The 18,831-nt window shown below is 40.1% G+C and carries 17 protein-coding genes and 1 pseudogene; 12 read left to right on the top strand and 6 right to left on the bottom strand.

The features are described 5' to 3' along the window. Positions 1-253: 253 nt before the first annotated feature. Positions 254-1,288 carry a dihydroorotase gene (gene pyrC, locus ACOCD9_RS14925; RefSeq protein WP_287700601.1) on the bottom strand — a complete coding sequence of 345 codons (1,035 nt, stop codon included), beginning with the start codon at positions 1,286-1,288 and terminating at the stop codon, positions 254-256. A 578-nt stretch (positions 1,289-1,866) separates the two neighbouring features. On the opposite strand from pyrC, the gene ACOCD9_RS14920 reads away from it, so the two are divergent. The 7 genes from ACOCD9_RS14920 (at position 1,867) to ACOCD9_RS14890 (ending at position 9,668) form a co-directional block, all read left to right on the top strand. Then, complete coding sequence (locus ACOCD9_RS14920; RefSeq protein ID WP_002740417.1) at positions 1,867-2,376, top strand: hypothetical protein; 510 nt, start codon at positions 1,867-1,869, stop codon at positions 2,374-2,376. Between the two features lie 71 nt (positions 2,377-2,447). Then, positions 2,448-3,227 (top strand): photosystem II S4 domain protein, encoded by a 780-nt coding sequence (locus ACOCD9_RS14915; protein ID WP_004158156.1) that lies wholly within the window; start codon positions 2,448-2,450, stop codon positions 3,225-3,227. A gap of 43 nt (positions 3,228-3,270) precedes the next feature. Then, positions 3,271-5,319, top strand: a complete 2,049-nt coding sequence (locus ACOCD9_RS14910) for a DNA phosphorothioation-associated putative methyltransferase (protein ID WP_419547870.1) — start codon at positions 3,271-3,273, stop codon at positions 5,317-5,319. A 34-nt stretch (positions 5,320-5,353) separates the two neighbouring features. Continuing rightward, a complete protein-coding gene (locus ACOCD9_RS14905; RefSeq protein ID WP_149974348.1) occupies positions 5,354-5,980 on the top strand; it encodes a Uma2 family endonuclease in 627 nt (208 codons plus the stop codon). Positions 5,981-5,996: 16 nt separating this feature from the next. Continuing rightward, the gene (locus ACOCD9_RS14900; protein ID WP_419547869.1) at positions 5,997-7,310 is read left to right on the top strand and encodes a dolichyl-phosphate-mannose--protein mannosyltransferase; all 1,314 of its coding nucleotides are present in this window, start codon (positions 5,997-5,999) and stop codon (positions 7,308-7,310) included. A gap of 60 nt (positions 7,311-7,370) precedes the next feature. Further along, entirely contained in the window at positions 7,371-8,381 is a 1,011-nt protein-coding gene (gene trpS / locus ACOCD9_RS14895; RefSeq protein ID WP_149978872.1) for a tryptophan--tRNA ligase, read from the top strand. Positions 8,382-8,618: 237 nt separating this feature from the next. Further along, positions 8,619-9,668, top strand: coding sequence for a DNA-methyltransferase (locus ACOCD9_RS14890; protein WP_002796690.1), 1,050 nt, complete (start codon positions 8,619-8,621; stop codon positions 9,666-9,668). On the opposite strand, the gene ACOCD9_RS14885 is transcribed toward ACOCD9_RS14890, so the two are convergent. Then, positions 9,665-10,255 (bottom strand): ScaI family restriction endonuclease, encoded by a 591-nt coding sequence (locus tag ACOCD9_RS14885; RefSeq protein WP_287700591.1) that lies wholly within the window; start codon positions 10,253-10,255, stop codon positions 9,665-9,667. The two genes, ACOCD9_RS14890 and ACOCD9_RS14885, sit on opposite strands and share 4 nt — an antisense overlap. A gap of 396 nt (positions 10,256-10,651) precedes the next feature. On the opposite strand from ACOCD9_RS14885, the gene psb34 reads away from it, so the two are divergent. Then, positions 10,652-10,831, top strand: a complete 180-nt coding sequence (gene psb34, locus ACOCD9_RS14880) for a photosystem II assembly protein Psb34 (RefSeq protein WP_287700589.1) — start codon at positions 10,652-10,654, stop codon at positions 10,829-10,831. A 74-nt stretch (positions 10,832-10,905) separates the two neighbouring features. Here psb34 and ACOCD9_RS14875 read toward each other — a convergent pair whose 3' ends face one another. Then, entirely contained in the window at positions 10,906-11,688 is a 783-nt protein-coding gene (locus tag ACOCD9_RS14875; protein ID WP_287700587.1) for a tetratricopeptide repeat protein, read from the bottom strand. Positions 11,689-11,750: 62 nt separating this feature from the next. Here ACOCD9_RS14875 and psbP point away from each other — a divergent pair, with 62 nt between their 5' ends. From psbP to ureG, 4 genes and pseudogenes are all read left to right on the top strand, one after another. Beyond that, on the top strand, positions 11,751-12,299 hold the full coding sequence (psbP, locus tag ACOCD9_RS14870) for a photosystem II reaction center PsbP (protein WP_287700585.1): 549 nt from the start codon (positions 11,751-11,753) through the stop codon (positions 12,297-12,299). A gap of 203 nt (positions 12,300-12,502) precedes the next feature. Next, a pseudogene (locus ACOCD9_RS14865) lies at positions 12,503-12,916 on the top strand (hypothetical protein). 140 nt (positions 12,917-13,056) lie between these two features. Beyond that, positions 13,057-13,644: a Maf family protein gene (locus ACOCD9_RS14860; RefSeq protein ID WP_287700583.1), complete on the top strand. Its 588-nt coding sequence runs from the start codon at positions 13,057-13,059 to the stop codon at positions 13,642-13,644. A gap of 175 nt (positions 13,645-13,819) precedes the next feature. Further along, positions 13,820-14,416 (top strand): urease accessory protein UreG, encoded by a 597-nt coding sequence (gene ureG / locus ACOCD9_RS14855; protein WP_287657052.1) that lies wholly within the window; start codon positions 13,820-13,822, stop codon positions 14,414-14,416. 6 nt (positions 14,417-14,422) lie between these two features. Here ureG and ACOCD9_RS14850 read toward each other — a convergent pair whose 3' ends face one another. The 3 genes from ACOCD9_RS14850 to ACOCD9_RS14840 all read right to left on the bottom strand — a co-directional run bounded on the left by ACOCD9_RS14850 (position 14,423) and on the right by ACOCD9_RS14840 (position 18,498). Next, positions 14,423-15,148, bottom strand: a complete 726-nt coding sequence (locus ACOCD9_RS14850) for a WecB/TagA/CpsF family glycosyltransferase (protein ID WP_287700581.1) — start codon at positions 15,146-15,148, stop codon at positions 14,423-14,425. 127 nt (positions 15,149-15,275) lie between these two features. Then, on the bottom strand, positions 15,276-16,703 hold the full coding sequence (locus ACOCD9_RS14845) for an ABC transporter substrate-binding protein (RefSeq protein ID WP_419547868.1): 1,428 nt from the start codon (positions 16,701-16,703) through the stop codon (positions 15,276-15,278). Between the two features lie 193 nt (positions 16,704-16,896). Next, on the bottom strand, positions 16,897-18,498 hold the full coding sequence (locus ACOCD9_RS14840) for a B12-binding domain-containing radical SAM protein (protein WP_287700578.1): 1,602 nt from the start codon (positions 18,496-18,498) through the stop codon (positions 16,897-16,899). Positions 18,499-18,831 lie beyond the last annotated feature (333 nt).

Genomic DNA, 18,831 nt, shown 5'->3' with positions numbered 1-18,831 from the left:
AGTGTTATTAGTAGTTGGTCTTCCGTACTCAATTTGCTAGGTCTTCCTGTCTTTTTTTGCCAAACTTTTTCTGCCTTTAGGACTGTTACCATATCCTTAAATGTATCTGGATACACGCCACACAAGCGTTTGAACTCTGTTGGCTTTAAAGTTTTTACTTGTTCGTAAGTCATCTTTCAATCTTAACTCTTGGACTATTTTATCCTATTTTGTCTAGACTTATGCAAGAGATCTTATCAAGACTGGCGGTTTTCTATTCCCCTAATTGCCAGGTTATCTCTTCACCCGCTCGTAACGGCACCAGTCCAGATTCGGGAAATGGCAATTCATCGGGAATGCGCCAAGGGGTTTTGGTTAAGGTGATTTGTTCGGTATTCCGGGGGAGTTGATAAAAATCTGGCCCGTGGAAGCTGGCGAACCCTTCCAGTTGCTCAAGCGCATCGACGCTCTCAAAGGCTTCTGCGTACAACTCTAGGGCGTGCAGAGCCGAATAACAACCCGCGCAGCCACAGGAACTTTCTTTGCTGTAGCGAGAATGGGGCGCACTATCGGTCCCTAGGAAAAACTTGGGATTGCCCGATGTGGCCGCTTGCAAAAGTGCCAAACGATGATCCTCTCGTTTCAAAATCGGCAGGCAATAAAAATGGGGACGAATGCCACCGGTAAAGAGAATGTTTCGGCTAAACAATAAATGTTGGGGCGTAATTGTGGCGGCGACGTTGTTGTTAGCAGATAGAACAAACTTGACCGCATCGGCAGTGGTAATGTGTTCAAACACGACACGCAGTTTCGGAAATCTTGTTATCAGTGGGAGCAAGTGCTTCTCAATGAACACTTTCTCTCGATCGAACACATCAATATCACCATCGGTAACTTCTCCGTGCAGTAGTAGCGGCATATCTACCTGCTCCATCGCTGCCAAAACGCCATCGCACCTACGAAGGTCCGTCACCCCCAAGTCGGAATTAGTTGTCGCACCGGCCGGGTAGTATTTCACCGCTTTGACAAACTGGGAGGCTTTCGCCGCCATAATTTCTTCGGGACTGGTATTATCGGTGAGATAGAGGGTCATCAATGGCTCGAACTGTTGACCCTCTGGAACTGCTGCCAGAATGCGATCGCGGTAGGCGGCGGCATCGGCCACCGAGCGCACTGGGGGCTTTAAATTCGGCATGATAATAGCACGGGCAAACTGGCGCACCGTATGGGGTAGAACCGCTTTCAGTGCCGCACCATCCCGGAGATGAAGGTGCCAGTCGTCGGGTCGAGTGATTGTGAGTCTTCGCATTTTTCCATCATACAACGGTTAGGAATCCCAGCGCCACAATTAAACGCAAGAGAGAAGTCAATCTTCGGTCAGGGAATCAATTCCCTATTTCAGCAGTCAAGTCGGTTTTAACTAATAAGCTGCCGCGCATCTAAATTGGTCTATATCTATAAGAGAAGGCTGGATCTGCGCTATTTATTTCTCTTTTTTTCATAAATTCAATTGGCGTACAAGTGAATTACTTAAGACTAGATATTATTACCAAAAATCTAATCTCTCTTTTAGTTTTTACCTCAGATGTAGCCGATGAAAACATTCAAATAATGACAGGAGTGAGTCAAACTTTACAGTCTAATCCCAATGGTAATAGTCCTAAAAAACTTCCTGTTAATAATAATTAAACTATCTTTCTTTATAGTAAATTAGTGCCAAAAATAACCAAGATAGAGCAATTTCTTGAATTGCTAATAATTCCACATTAATCAATCCTATCCAAGATTGACTAACGCATCCCCTTGAATATTTTCTTGATCGAGCGGCTTTTCAGTCCCCAAAATCCTTACAATAGGAGATGAAGATAGCCTAAAAAGTTGGAGAATATGAATTATCTCATTGCCGTGTTAGCTGATCGCATACAAGCAGAAGAAGCTGCCGTTGCCCTGGAAAAGGCGGGAATTCCCCAATCTCAAGTGACCATTCTCGGTCGCGGCTATAAAAGTGCTGATGAGTTCGGTTTGATCGATCCCTTCCAACAGGCCAAAAAACGGGCTACTCTCATGGCTTTTTGGTTAATTCCCTTCGGTTTTGCCGGCGGCTACCTTTTTAACCTGATTACGGGATTGCATACCTTTGATTGGGCCGGAGAACCGGGCAATCATATCGTCGGCGGCATTGCCGGGGCGATGGGGGGGGCGATGGGCAGTATTTTTGTCGGTGGTGGCGTGGGTTTATCGTCCGGCAGTGGCGATGCACTTCCTTATCGCAATCGTCTCGGTGCGGGAAAATATATTATTATCGTGCAGGGTTCGGAAAACCTGAAAAATCAAGCGACTCTTATCCTGCGTCAATTTAACCCCGAAAATCTGCAAGGATACGCCCTAGAAAGGTGAACGGTTATCGGGAATAAGTTATCGGTCATCTGATTTTTTCCTAAGAATTTTTGATTAATTACCACAAAACAATGTTACCAAGAGAAGAATTACTAAAGGGTGTCGAAAACCGCGAGGAGATAGCGAAAGTTATTGATAAAGCCGAACAAGCGATTAAGACTTGGGAAGTGACGACTACAGACTTTCTTTCTCCTGCGGTTTTAGCGGAAGTGGAACGAGTTTTTCAGCGTTTAACTGATGTGTCAATGCAAAAATGGGGCGGTTATCCCCAAGCAGAAAGACAGCGCCTCGGTATTGCTAGAGTTGATCTACCTTTGACAGTAACAGATATTCCCCTATCTGCCCTTGATATTGCCGGTAATTTTCTTTTTGATACCGCTAACCACCGGGATTTTTTAGGGGCGATGTTGGGGACGGGTATCGTCCGGGAAAAAGTCGGCGATATAATCGTTTTAGGTGAGCGAGGAGCGCAGGCGATTGTAGTGCCTGAATTGGCAGATTTTTTATCTGCTAATTTGCGACAAGTGCGTTCGGTTCCAGTGAAAACTAGCCTGATTCCTTTGACGGAATTAAAAGTTAGACCACCGCAAAAAAAAGAAATTAATACCGTGGAAGCTTCCTTACGTTTGGATGCGATTGCCTCGGCGGGTTTTGGCATTTCTCGCAGTAAAATGGCCGAGGCAATTAGTGCCGGGGATGTGCGAGTTAACTGGAAAGATATAAGTCAATCTAGTTATAACGTTAAAACCGGTGATTTGATTTCTTTTCGGGGAAAAGGTCGTCTAGAAGTGGGTGAGGTTACTGTGACAAAAAAAGAGCGCTATCGGGTTCATTTAACCAGATTTATTTAGTTTTTTCTGTCTCTAGAATTTGTCATTAGACAGATTAATTGTCATGGCTGAGAATTTCGCCGTAATCGTGCAACTGTGTCAAGTTAGTCCCATCGGTAAACTATTACCGGGGGCGCTTTATGTTCATCGAGAAGCATTACATCAACTGGATACTATCCTCCAGAATTACGAACAACAAGCAAGAATTAATCAGCATTTATCTGAGGCAACAATAATTAAATTTAGCACCGATAAACCGAAAATATCCTATCTTTTTTATCCCGATTTTGATCGGGAACCTCACCCAGCTTTAACTAAAAGTTTAGTGGTAGATATGGGGACATTAATCTTAAGTGAATGGAATTATCAAAATGCCGATAATCCGCCCATTTTACACCGAAAAGAAACTTTTGTGACTAGGGACTATCCCCTTTATGAAGAATTCGAGCATCTCACAAAAATCGAGAGTGCTTTAGGACTTTTAAATAGTTCTTATCCCATCGGTACTAAACAGGAATGGCAACGGCTTTTAAGAAAGCATAACCTTGATTTTGCAGGAGATTATTTAGTTTGTAATCTAGAGGGACAAAGGGAAAAATCGATAATAATTGATCGCCACAAAGCCGCTCTTGTTCGCAAAACCCTTTCTCGTCCGACAAGATTAGCATTAGCGGCGGGATTATTCCTTCCTGAAACCACTTTTTTTGATTACGGTTGTGGTTATGGGGGTGATATAGAACGCATAGCTGAACAGGGTTATCAAAGTGAAGGTTGGGATCCTTATTATCGTCCCGATAGTCCTTTAATTGAATCTGATATTGTTAATTTAGGCTATGTAATTAATGTTATTGAATCCGCCGAAGAACGACAAGACGCTCTATTAAAAGCTTGGCAATTAACCCGTCAAGTTTTAATTATTTCAGCACAGATTTTAATTGATGATAGTGAACGGGGTTTAATGGCTTATGAAGATGGAATTATAACCCGTCGTAATACTTTTCAAAAATACTATCAACAGGAAGAACTAAAACAGTATATTGATAGCAGTTTAGGGGTTGATTCTATTCCGATAACTTTGGGAATTTATCTAGTTTTTCGAGAGGAAGAAAAAGCGGAAACTTTTCGTTTATCCAGATGTCGTTCCCGCGCTACTACCCCTAAAATTAAAACCCATCTCAAACGCTTTGAAGATTACGAAGATTTATTAACTCCCCTGATGGAATTTTACACCCAGCAGGGACGTTTACCCGTTGCGGGAGAATTATTACAAGAGGAAGAAATTAAGGCAGAATTTGGCACTTTTAGACGCGCTTTTCAAGTAATTCTACAAGTAACAGAAGGGGAAGAATGGGAGATAATTGCCGATAAAAGACGCGCCGATCTTTTACTTTATTTAGCTTTAAGTCAATTTAGCCACTGTCCGAAAGTACGGGAATTATCCCCCGCTACCCGTGCCGATTTTAAAGCTTTATTTGGCAGTTATCGCAATGCTTGCGCTTTAGCAGAAGAAGTGTTAATAAGTGCGGGAAATTTGCCAGCGATCGCTCGTACTTGTGAAAATAGTTCTTTAGGCAAACTTTCCCGTTATTCCCTAACTATTCATATTAACATTCTGGAAAAATTACCGATGTTATTACGCTTATATGAAGGTTGTGCTAGTCAAACTATCGGACGGTTAGAAAATGCTAATGTTATTCGTTTATCCTTTCGTCAACCCAAAATTTCCTATCTCTATTATCCCAATTTTGATACAGAAATCCATCCGATTTTAGCTACTAGCATGGATGTATATTTAGGTTCGGCTGATTTTAGTTTTCGCGATTATCGGGATAGTCCTAATCCGCCAATTCTACACGAAAAAGAGCTTTTAGTAACGCCGGATTATCCTAACTATGATAAATTGCTTCGCTTAACTAAATTAGAAAAGGATTGGGGATTGTTAGAGGATAGAAAAGCGATCGAACGTTTACAGGGTTGGCAAAAATGTTTAGAGGATCATTGTGCTACAATCAAAGGCCATCAGATCCTGTGGCGAAAAGATGCTGATCCCTATAAAGTGAGGATTTTACGCGCTAAAATTAACGCCAGAAGAAATCAAAATAAGTCTTCCTGAGTAATTAAGTAAAATAGATGAGGTAATTAATTTTATGATGACTACGATTCGATTACAAGGATTAGAAGATTTCGAGTTAAAAGCGAATGATCCTGAACAAAGAATGTTTATTTCTGGGGTTAATTGGCAACAGTACGAAACCCTCTTAAAACATTTAGAAGATAGTTCCAGTTATCGCATTACTTACTTAGATGGAATGGTAGAAATTATGGCTCCTAGTCGTCGTCACGAAGTTAGCAAAGAAGATATTGGTAGATTAGTAGAAGCTTATTTAGAATATGCTGAAATTGATTTCTGGGGATTAGGTTCCACCACTTTGCGAAAACAGGAAAAAGAAGCTGGGAAAGAACCTGACAAATGTTTTTGTTTATTTACAGAAAAAGAGTTTCCTGATTTGGCGATAGAAATAATCTTAACCAGTGGCAGCTTGAAAGTTTTAGAAGTTTATAAAAGATTGGGAACTCAAGAGGTTTGGTTTTGGCAAGATAATCAGTTAAAAATCTATTCTTTGCAAGAGAATGGCGAATATATTTTAATCCCTAAAAGTGCTTTATTACCAGATTTAAATTTAGAATTATTAGCCGAATATGTTAACCATCCTAATCCCCGTCTTGCCGTCAAAGAATTTCGCTCGCGTTTAACAGAAAATTCCCAGTTATAATAACTATTATTTTTCCATGAATTCTCAAGTAAAATTTAACCTATCTATCCTAGCGATATTTTTATTTTCTCTAGGAATAAGATTCTGGAATCTCAGTCAATTTAATACACTTGTTTTCGATGAAGTTTATTATGCTAAATACGGCAATGAATATCTAATCGGTAAAGAATTTTTCCAGTCTCATCCACCGTTAAGTCAATATTTAATTGCTATTAGTATCTGGATTGGTTCCCATTTTCCTGCGGATCCTGAAACCATTAATAATTTAACAGGTTCCCTGCGCTCAACTTTTAGTTATCGCTGGTTAAATGCTTTGACTGGTTCTTTTATTCCCCTAATTATTGGCGCAATTGCTTATCAATTAACTCGAAGAAAAACTGTATTTTTAATCACAACTTTACTCGCTAGTTTAGACGGATTATTTCTGGTGGAATCCCGCTATGCTCTCAATAATATTTACTTGATTTTATTCGGTTTGTCTGGACAATTATTTTTTTTATTAGCACTCCAGAAAAATCAAAAACTCAATTGGTTATTATTATCGGGAGTTTCTTTCGGTTTAGCGGCAAATATTAAATGGAATGGCTTAGGATTTTTACTGGGAATATTTATTTTTATCGGTATTGCTTGGTTAATAAAATTATTTAATCAAGAGCAGTCAAAAGATCATCTTTGGACAAAGGCAACTAACCTGAGATTAGAGGACATTTTTATCGCCTTAATTGTCTTTCCTCTTGTTACCTATAGTTTGCTGTGGATACCGCATCTTCTCGTCAACCATCAATATAATTTTTGGCAAGTACATCAAGAAATTTGGTCATTTCATCAGAGAATCAAGGGTAATCAATCTGATGTGCATCCCTATTGTTCTCCCTGGTATAGTTGGTTAGTAATGGGGCGACCAGTGGCTTATTATTTTGAGAGAGTAGGTGATAAAATTTATGATGTTCACGCTATGGGAAATCCGTTTTTATGGTGGTTTTCTACGGGAGCGATTCTAGTGGTTTTTAGTCGATTATTTAACCGAAAAGAGCGAGTAATTTCCGCCTATCTTATCTGTAACTATATTGCCAATCTGCTGCCCTGGTTAAAAATTAGTCGCTGTACCTTTCTCTATCATTATATGGCTGCCTATAGCTTCACTTGGATTGCTCTAGCTTGGCTCTTAGCCGATGGTTTAGAAAGTTCCAGTCCTATTTATAAAAATGGCTCGCGCTCACTCATAATTTTGATAATTTTTGCTTTTATCCATTGGCTACCAATTTATTTAGGCATTCCCCTGTCAGTGGGGGATTATTATCTGAGAATGATTTTTCCCAATTGGATTTAGGATGAAATTAGCGGCAAAAACTGATACAATAAAATCATGAAAAAATCGATCGCATGAGTTATGGGTAAACAAAGAATCTTATCTGGTGTGCAACCAACTGGCAATTTACATTTAGGCAATTATCTCGGTGCGATCCGCAATTGGGTGGAGGGACAAAAAGACTACGATAATTTCTTTTGTGTGGTCGATTTACACGCGATCACCGTTCCCCATAATCCCGCCACTCTTGCGGAGGATACTTTAGCAATTGCCGCTCTATATTTAGCCTGCGGAATTGATTTAGAATACGCGACGATCTTTGTCCAATCCCACGTTAAAGCTCATACAGAATTAACTTGGTTATTGAATTGTATCACCCCTTTAAATTGGTTAACTGATATGATTCAATTTAAAGAAAAAGCGATTAAACAGGGGGAAAATGTTGGCACGGGGTTACTCGATTATCCCGTACTAATGGCTGCCGATATCCTACTCTACGATGCCGATAAAGTACCCGTGGGAGAAGATCAAAAACAACATTTAGAATTAACCCGCGATATAGCCGTTAGAATTAATCATCTTTTTGGGCAACCGAAACAACCAATTTTAAAACTTCCCGATCCGATGATCCGCAAAGAAGGAGCGCGGGTGATGAGTTTAACCGATGGCCGGAATAAAATGTCTAAATCCGATCCTTCCGAGATGAGTCGGATTAATATTCTCGATAGTCCCGATGTCATTGCCAAGAAAATTAAACGCTGTAAAACCGATCTAGTTAAGGGTTTAACTTTCGATGATCCGGAACGGCCCGAATGCCATAATTTATTAACTCTCTATAGCATTTTATCAGGAAAAAGTAAAGAGGTAGTCGCGGGAGAATGTGCCGATTTAGGTTGGGGACAATTTAAACCGATGTTAACAGAAGTTACCATAGAATCTCTGAAACCTATTCAGGAAAAATACGCTCAAATTAGAGAGGATAAAGATTATTTAGCCACAGTTTTGCGGCAAGGTCGTCTCAAAGCAGAAGCGGTGGCCAATCAAACTCTCGATCGAGTCAAAAATGCCATGGGTTATTTACCACCATTTTAGGGATAATTTTCGGGTGCATCTCCTAATTATCAATCTACTCAGTTGAGATTTTTCAAGGAAAACTCGCTACTTTATCACTCAATCTTTAGCTCTTGGTGGGGTTTTACCCCCCCCCATCCAGGGTAAGGGAAGGAGAATGATTACAAAAGTTATTAAATTAAGCACAACTCCAGTGATATTTTGGTAAAATAAGGGCATAATTAAAACTATCAAAATACTTACCTGTCCTTTGAGATTATGGTTGTAGAGTCCCAGCGGAAACAAAAAAAACTATCGTCTAGGGAAGATGAGTCTCGTCCAATTGCCAGCAAGGAACAAAACTCTTATCTAGCAGAGGGAATTGTTGATCATCAATCAACTCAGATTGCTCCTTCCTCCTTACTACAGCCATTTTCTCCAGAGTTAGAAAAAGATAGAGCCAACAAATTTAATTTTCTTAAAGAAATTCTGGTTAGTCATCTTGGTCAACCTTTTTACTCGGACAACGGCTTTATTCTTTATCAAGGAGATGCCACAAACTTTTTGTCTAAACTATCTCATAGTGACATAAAAATTGACCTCACTGTTACATCACCACCTTATAATATTGGCAAAGAATATGAACGAGTTCTTTCAATCAATGACTATGTTGATTGGTGTGCTAATTGGCTGCGGCAAATTTATCAGATTACTCAAGATAACGGTGCTTTGTGGCTAAATGTTGGTTATTTAGAAGTACCAGAAAAGGGATTATGTGTTCCGATTCCCTATCTTCTTTGGGATAAGTCGCCCTTTTATCTTTTACAAGAAATTGTCTGGAAATATGGGGCAGGTGTTTCTACAAAAAATCGTCTTAGTCCTCGCAATGAAAAATGGCTTTTTTATCTCAAAAATTGCCAAGAATATACTTTTAACTTAGATAATATTCGTGACCCTAACGTTAAGTATCCCAATCAAAAGAAAAATGGTAAATATCGTTGTAATCCCCTCGGTAAAAATCCTTCTGATGTGTGGGAAGTTCCTAAAGTCACTACAGGAGAAAAGCGCAGTTCTAAGGAAAGAACCGGACATCCCGCACAATTTCCTTTAGCAATTGTCGAGAGAATTATACAAGCTTCATCTAATCCGGTAGAAATAATTCTTGATCCCTTTGCTGGTTCTTGTTCCACGGGAATAGCGGCCTTGGGATTAGGAAGAATTTTTGTGGGTTTTGAAATTCGACCAGACTATTGCGAGATAGCTGCAGAGAGATTTAAAAGATTTAAAAAAGAAAGAAGCAATACTTATATTCAAGGCTCGTTATTCTAGATTTTTCGATACAATTGGAGCAATTTATAATTTTCTACGTCAGAGGAAAGACGCGATTGTTGACCTGTAGCTGCCTTTTGCCCAATCCAATCCCCAGAATCAATCCAACCGAAACGAATTAGTTTAATCTGAGGATTAGTAGTATTAGAAAACTTCTCAAAGTTAACTGCTAAATAGTATCCAGACTTACCTTTTTTGCTGTTATTAGAATTTTGAGCATAGCTTCTATTGCCATATATATGTCTAGGATCAGAGGAGGTTTTGACTTCAATTGAAAAAAAGTCATCAGGTATATAGACAATATCTTTATCAGATATACTGATATCTCCTCTCCAGAAATTGGGATATTTTGCTTTTAGTTCTAAAGGAATTAATTCATGAAGTAGAAAACCCATAATTTGAGGTTTAGGGAAGATATCCCTACCAATTCTAAAACCTTTTGTACCTAACTGAGAATTAAAAATTGATTGCCAAGATGTTAAAACAACATCAACAATTGCATCGGTAGATAGGGGATGTCTTTCCACAAGTCGTTGGGTGATAGATAACCAATTACTAGGAGAGACATCTGCATAGGGAGAATTCATCTATAGTTTTTTTCCGGCGTTATTAGATACAGTAACTAATATTAACGCAACCACCTCCCCCTATCCCAACACCTAATACTAAATTCTGTTTAAAAGGTATAGGAGAGTGGGGAACGCTGGATCAGGGAGCAGGGAAAAACAATCCATAACTTGGGAGTTAATCATAGTATTAAAAACGGATTTAGTATGATTAGCCTTTTTTAACTTGTTTTCGTAGTTTCAATCATTGGAAATGCGATCGCCAATAAAAGTAGCAGAGTCCGGCAGTTACCCCAAGACTAAGAATTGTTATCCCCGTGGGAATTTCCCACATCCCCGACTAGGTTACTAATATGTTGTACTATTGTAATAAGAGGATTTTTTTCCTGAAAAATTGTCATATTTGAGGTTTTGATTATGCCTTATACAAATGAAGAAGGTGGACGCTTAAATAATTTCGCCGCCGAACCGAAAGTTTATCAAGCGGATCCCCCCACTAAATCGCAACAACGTAATTATCTTGTCTGGGGCGTTGCTGCGATCACACTTGTGGGTGGACTGTTAGCCGTCGCTTTTTACGCATCTCAAGCTGGCTAAAATTTAGTCCCTCGTAGTTGCGATTTAGCCCCTTTCACTCCTCTTTACCGCTAATATCACAACTACTCCCTATTTTAAGGCTTTTGACCCTGAATTAATGCCACTGCTGACTGAGACTTAGCCGCAGTCCCCTGTTTACCCTGAGATAACGCCAGACGAGCCGCTTCCTCTAAATCAGCGATCGCTTTTTCCCTGTTTCCCAATTTATAATAGGTTAAACCCCGATTGTGGTACGCTTCGGCAAAATTAGCATTAATTTTCAGACTCTCGTTATAGTCCCTTAAAGCCATTTCCTGCTGTCCGGCTCGGTTATAGGACAGGGCGCGATTATAGAAAATGCGATCCTGTCCTCTAGTTCCCTGTAAACTCAAAGCTTTTGTGTAATCCTCGATCGCTTCTGCGTGTCTTCCCAAGTCATCCTTAGCATTACCGCGATAAATAAAGAAATCAGCAAAATTTCCGTTTAAAGCGATCGCTTTTGTGCAATCTTCCACCGCTGCCTCGTATTTTTTCGTCAGATAATGCACATAACAACGATTACCGAGAGCATTAACATAATTGGGGTTGATTGTCAAGGCCTGGGTATAATCTGCGATCGCTCGCTCGTACTGGCCGAGAACTAATTCCGCATAGCCGCGATTATAATAAGCATCGGCATCCTTCGGCTCTAATTGTAGAGCTTGAGTAAAATCTGCGATCGCCCCTGAGTAATCCCCTGCGGTTAAACGATCCACCCCCCGATTATAAAATTCTACAGCCTTCACGGGGTTAGGGGTAGTTTGAGCGCTTAGGGGAGAGATAGTCAGTAAAAAAGTCGCTATAGCCATAATAATTGTCAATTTTTTCTTAATTTTCATAATCCGTTCACCTAAACAATTCAAGGTAAAATTAAACAGCCCTACTTACAGGTCAAAATATCATGATTAAATCTCTTTTGGCGACTTTCCTCCTAATTACCACCCTCCTCTTAACCGGTTGTGCAACTCCCATCGCTGGACTGCAAGGATACACCAGTGGCAGCCAAGGCTATCAATTTTTATATCCTAAGGGTTGGACGCAGGTGGATGTGAAAAAAGTTGCAGGAGTAGATGTGGTTTTTCATGACCTGATCGAAACGAGCGAAAATTTAAGCGTTATTATCAATCCCATCCCCGACAATAAAACCTTAACAGATTTAGGGACACCCTCGGAAGTGGGCTATCGTCTCCTGAAAAATAACAGTCTTAACCCCAATCTCGATAAGGAAGTAGAATTAATTCGCTCAGAATCCCATCAAATCGACGGCCAAGATTATTATATCCTCGAATATCAAGTTAAATTAGCCAACGGCCAAGAACGTCATAATCTGGCCAGCGTCACGGTTAATAATCATAAACTCTATTCTTTTAATATTTCCACTTCCCAAAAACGTTGGACGCAAATTCAAGAACTCTTTGAAACTATCGTTGATTCTTTCTCGGTTAGTTAGGGAAATAGGCAATAGGCAATAGTAAAATGTAGGGTGCGTTAGTCGTAACGCACCACTTATGATCAACTAGGTAGCCAGTTACAATTAAAGATAACATACTTACTTAATCAGTAAACAGTGAAAAGACAGTAGGAAACTTCTATTTAATACTGTCACTTAAAACTCAAATCTAATAACTGATAACTGATAACTGATAACTGAATATGAGTAACTCGGAAGAAAATAGACTAGATAGACTCGAATCTCTTGCTGAAAATACCCTAACAGAACTACGGGAGATTAAATCAGGATTACAGGAGATTAGATTAGGATTACAGGAGATTAAATTAGGACTACAGGAAACCAATCAGGGATTAAAAGAAACTACAGCGATCGCTAATTCTAACGCCAAATCGATCGAAGCGTTAACTAATAGTCTTGCTCAGTCTAAAAAAGAATGGGAAAAAGACAGACGGGGACTTTATCAACTGCTAGGACAATTAACTTGATCGATGTCGGATTTTTATGAGGTTCAGTCAGATTTTTACAATCGATTTGACAAAATTGAAGAAAGAAAATCACGCATGGTTGAGATTTTAGATCGTTATTTACCCCCCGAAAATCCTGCCAATTCCTAGCAGAAATAGCTAAAAAACTGATAACTGATGGTGGGTTACGGCAAATAGATAAATTGATAATTAAGTCTAATAATTTGTCATTGCCTAACCCACCCTACCTAACTGTCTTCTATCTCCTATCTCTTTTTACTGAAAAAACTATGTCCATTCCCTTGATTCTTGCTTCCGCTTCTCCTGCACGCAAAAAACTATTACAAATGGTAGGAATCGATCCAATTGTGCGAGTGAGTAACTTTGATGAATCGACAATTAATGCTGATGATACTCTCCATCTTGTCCAAACTTTAGCCCAATGTAAAGCACAAACGATCGCCCCCCAATTTGATTTAGGATTAATTCTTGGTTGCGATTCCGTCTTAGAAGTAGCGGGGGAAGTCTATGGCAAACCCAAGGATAAATCAGAAGCGATCGAGCGTTGGCAAAAAATGCGCGGTCAGGTGGGTACACTCTATACAGGTCATGCTTTAATCGATCGAGTTAATCATCAAACCTTGACTCGTTGTGGGATTACTAAAGTTCACTTTGCCAATATCAGCGATCAAACAATTATTGCCTACGTTAACACCGAAGAACCCCTCAAATGTGCGGGCTGTTTTGCCCTAGAAGGAAAGGGGGGTCTATTCGTGGAAAGATTAGAAGGATGCCACAGTAATGTTATCGGTTTAAGTTTACCCCTATTTAGGCAGATGTTAACGGATTTTGGCTACCAAATCACTGACTTTTGGTGATCTTTTTGCCGATAATTTCCCCAAATTTATTGGCAAAAGGGCTTGACAAATTCTCAGATTTGTGTTAACCTTTTATGATAATGGGAATCCGTGTCGCCCTGCGAACCCCTCTTTTTTCTATCCGATAGCCCCAAAATTTTTAACCCTTTCCTTTTTACTTTTTCCCGAAAAAACTATGTCTTGCTTGCGCGTGGGAATTGCCGGTCCGGTGGGTTCAGGAAAAACAGCCCTGCTCGATGCCCTGTGTAAAAATTTGCGGGATCAATATCCGATCGCCGTAGTCACCAATGACATTTATACTCAAGAAGATGCCCAATTTTTAGTGCGATCGCAAGCTTTAGACCCGGAAAGAATTTTAGGAGTAGAAACGGGAGGATGTCCCCATACAGCTATTCGCGAGGATGCCTCAATTAACTTAGTTGCCATTGAACAGTTAGAGAGAAAATTTGCTAACTTAAAGTTAATTTTTCTGGAAAGTGGTGGTGACAATTTAGCGGCAACCTTTAGCCCCGAATTAGTAGATTTAACCATCTATGTGATTGACGTGGCAGCCGGAGATAAAATCCCTCGCAAAGGTGGACCTGGTATCACCAAATCGGATCTATTGGTAATTAATAAAATAGATTTAGCCCCGATGGTGGGGGCAGATTTAGGGGTGATGGATAGAGATGCCAAAAAGATGCGCGGGGATAAACCCTTTATCTTCACCAACTTGAAAACACGGGAAGGATTAGAGCGAGTGATTGCCTTTATCGAAAAGAATTTATACTAACTATTACTAGGAATAAAAAAGAGAGCGCCAGAAAAATTTAGGTAAAGCTAACATTCTTTTCCAGCGCCAAGGTTCCTGATAGAGTCGATACAACCACTCTAAATTATTGTCACAGAAAAAGCGAGGGGCGCGGATTTTTGTCCCGGACCAGATATCAAAACTACCCCCCACACCTACCCAGATAGCTTGGGGACAGAGATTGCGATGTTCCCTAATCCAATATTCTTGTCGGGGTACTCCCAAACCAACTAAAATTAACCGCGGTTGTTGATCTTTTAACACCTCAATCCAATCGGACATTTCCTGGGAGGATAGATAACCGTGGTTAGACAGAATACGGATATTAGGTATCTTTTTTTGCCAATTACTTGCCGCTTGTTCTGTAATCCCCGGTTTACCACCAAAAAAAGCAATAGGAGAACTCTCACCCTGCATTCCTAACTCAGTAATTAAGGATTCTGATAATTCAATACCGGGGCAGCGGGTTTGTTTTCTGCCCCTTAATTTTAAGTAAATAACAATCCCAGCGCCGTCGGGAATAACTAAATCTGCTTCCCGAATAACTTGGGCTACTTTAGCATCATTTTCTCCTAACATTGCCATTTCTGCATTAAGAGTGACAACGTGGGAACCAAAACCTTGATAGAGGCGATCGATTAACCAACGACTGTAGTTATCGAGGAGATGAACTGGTAAACCAAGAACAGAATATTTGGGGGGAGTTTCTAACATAAGTAGGTAGGTGTTAAAAGTTGTCAGACACCCCCCTTATCAAGGGGGGATTAAGGGGGGCAGGGGCGATTAAGGGGGGATTTATCTTCAATTTAATTATAAATACTTACTTATAATTCATCTTGATTTAGTTGTCATTTGATCGAGAAATTGGCACAAAATCCACCCCAAAACTAGAACGAGAACCGCGTTTAACTACCACTAATTGCACAGATTGATTGCGATCGCCAGATGGTAAAAATCGCACTGGATTAGTCGCCCCAGGGACAGAAAAATCACTGCTTCTTAACGCCTGTTGAACTCCCTCTCGGCTAGATTCTGCCTTAATGCCAGCGATTAAAGCCTGGGTAGCGTCATAGGCGGTGGCAGTGCGCCAATTTACGTCTCCTTGCCACAATTGGCGGGAATTATTCACAAAAGGACTGTTCGGATTAGCCGCCAAATGCCAAGCGACAGCCACAACCATGTCCAGGGCATTTTTTCCGCCTACATCCAGAGTTTTGGGGCTATAAACGACATCACCCGCCACAATCGGTAATTTTTGACCATTGATGTGAACCACCTGCAAAGCCTTATCTAGGGTACCACTATCCCCAAGAAGGGCGATTAGATTTACTCCCTCCTGTTGAGCTTGTTGGAGGCTTTTAGACGGGGAAAAAGTCAGGGAAGATAGATCAAATTCACTCACCACTTGACCTCCTCCTAATCCTAAAGCGGTGATAAATTCAGATTTTAGGGATTGACTATAATTACTTTGGGAGTTAAAAAATACCACTGCCTTGACGTTAGGATTTTTTTGCAAGCTAGATTCGGCTAATGCCCGTGCCGCCACAAAATCACTGGGAACAGAACGAAAAATATAGTCACCAAAATTGGAGAGTTTAACTGAGGTACTGACGGGGGAAATCATTACTAATCCTGCTTTTTGATAGATAGCAGCCGCCGCTAAAGAGGTGTCACTGCTAGTGTGTCCTACTACTCCTAAAATACTGTTGTCAGCCGCTAATTTTTGGGCAATTTGAACGGCAATTTCGGGATTATAAGCATCATCAGCAATGAGAACTTTTAAAGGAGTGCCATTAATTCCCCCAGCTTGATTGATTTGATTTTGAGATTGGGCAACTCCTCGTAAAACTTCTAGGGAGGTGTTGACACTGCCCCCAATTGGCACGGAAACGGCGATAGTATAGGACTTAGCTTCACCAATACGGGCGTTATTTAAGTAGATGAGAGCTTCCGGATCATTTTGATTAGCTCGCAGGGATTTTTCTAGGAGGTAAACTGCTTGCTGAAAGTCTCCTTTCCCGATTGCCTGTATGGCATCTTGTTTGTCCGAAGAAGCCCCTTCAACTATTAATAAGTTTTCCCCTTGACTAAATTTTGCTTGTGCCGATACCGATTTTTGCTCTGGTGATATTTTCTCGATTTCAGAAAGATTGTTTGGGTTATTTTTTCCTTGAAAACGATTGGATAACCACCAACCACCAGCCCCAAAAAATATTAGGGTAATCAGCAGGGCTAAAAGCAGGGTAACGGTCTCATTTTTCTGGCTCATGGGCTGATCAACTAAGATTAAATTAATGGTTTAATCGAGATTTATAGTTAATAAAAGTGGCTCTTTTTTGTTTTTAATAGGGCTAATTCAAGTCTGAATGGCACCACTATCCGATCTACCTTGATAGAATACCTCATTTGGGGTTTGATAGTCAAGACATTGTTTAAATGCGTCTTAGCTTATTAGGGATACTTTACCTTTTTGTTTGGGAATCTTCTAAATGTTTTACCAAAACATTGGAGGATAAAGGACCGTGTAAATGACTCCAGGGTAAAACCTGTTCTAAACGCCATTGTTGATGGACGTAATAATCTAGAGGGGGAATTTGTCCTTTTAGTTCCTTAAAAGCCCGTTTATAACTGCCTAAAGAATCACCGTAGCCACGGGTTAATTCTAACAGGGAAGTTAAGCGGCGATCGCCTCTAGACAATAGGGCTTGAATCACTGACCAATTATAACTCTCTGGGCGAAATTCTATGCCCTGTTTACCTAATTGTTTATCTAGATATTTTAATCTTTTTTCGGCCATTTTATTAACTCCAAACCACTGAAAAGGAGTATGAGATTTAGGCACAAATGTGCTGCAACCAAAAGAAATTCGCAGTCCAGAAGCGGCTTTTTTTAAGGCTATTAACATTTCCACAGTTGCCCCAATATCTTCGGCTTCTTCTCCCGGTATTCCCACCATACCATAGAGTTTTATCCCTTTTAAACCGCCCGCTTTAGCATTAATGGCAGCCTGGATAATTTCATCATTGGCTAACTTTTTGTTGATAATTTCCCGCAAGCGATCCGAACCACTTTCTACGGCAATAGTAATTGATTTGCTGTCTCTTTGGGATAAAATTCTGGCTAATTTTTCCGTGACGGTATTAGTTCTAACTGAAGCGATCGAGAGTCTGACTCCCTCAAATTTTGGTTGAAAAAGATAATCAAGTAAGGTTTCAAATTCAGGATGTTGGCTGACAGAAGCACCTAATAAACCCAGGCGATCGGTCACTTTTAAACCTTTTTCAATGGCGGGAATTAGAGATTCTAAACTAGCGGTACGAAAGGGTAAAGTTAGATAACTAGCTAAACAAAAACGGCACATTTCTGGACAACTTCGCACCACCTCTACCATATAAATATTCTCCCATGCCGCTTGTTTTGTCACCACCGTAGAAGCTGAAAGGGTACTACTGCGATAGGTTTGTTTACTAACAAAGGTAGGAACATTATTATCTATGGGTAGAATTGCCGTAATTTCACCTTCGGGACTATCATAATTAATGGTATATAAACTAGGAACATATACCCCCGGAACCTGGGCCAAATGACGGAGTTTTGTCGGGCGATCAGCGTTTCTCACCTCTTGATAGGCATTAATAAAATCAGCAATTAAATTTTCACCATCTCCCAATAAAATTACATCAAAATAAGCAGCAAAAGGTTCGGGATTAGCGGTTAAAACTGGCCCACCTCCGAAAATTATCGCTTGCCGATCTTGGCGTTGATGACTGTGACAAGGAATTTCTAAAGATTCTAACAGCGAGAGGATATTAACATAGTCTAATTCCCAGGAAAAGGAAAAGCCAACTAATTCGGGATAACGGGGTAAAGATTCTTGAAAATCCGTAAATAAACGACTAACTTGTATATCCGATCGCAGAGCTAAAGTTGCCCAAACAATTTGATAACCTAAACTGGTTATACCCACGGAATACTGATTAGGAAAGGCAAAAATAGTTCTAAGGGCATCACTGTGGGGGATTGCGGGAGTAAAGAGGAGTTTTTCGTCTTGTAAGATGGTCATTTCAGTTATCAGTTATCAGTTATCAGTTATCAGTGACTACCAGTAGTCTTCAGTAGCTTTTAATTTTCATTCTCTTGAAAGGGGAGACTTATTACCTCTTGTTTTTGGTCATATATAAGTTTAATTTAATCTGGAGGTGAAGGAGGGGCAAATATCTCAATATACAGTTATATGATCATATCTCAGGTTATGATGCTGGGGAGTCGGTGGTCAAGAACAAATTCAAGTTATACTTCCTCCCTAGGGATAGCTATTGTATTTACAGGAGATTTTCTCTTATATCCTAGCAATTTTCACAGCTTAACTAGGTGTCGATTGATCCCCTTCACCCCA

Source organism: Microcystis sp. (assembly GCF_048564745.1).
GTDB classification, from domain to species: Bacteria; Cyanobacteriota; Cyanobacteriia; order Cyanobacteriales; family Microcystaceae; genus Microcystis; species Microcystis ichthyoblabe_A.
Note: the sequence above shows the minus strand (reverse complement) of the source record. Positions and strands in the feature narration are given on the sequence as shown.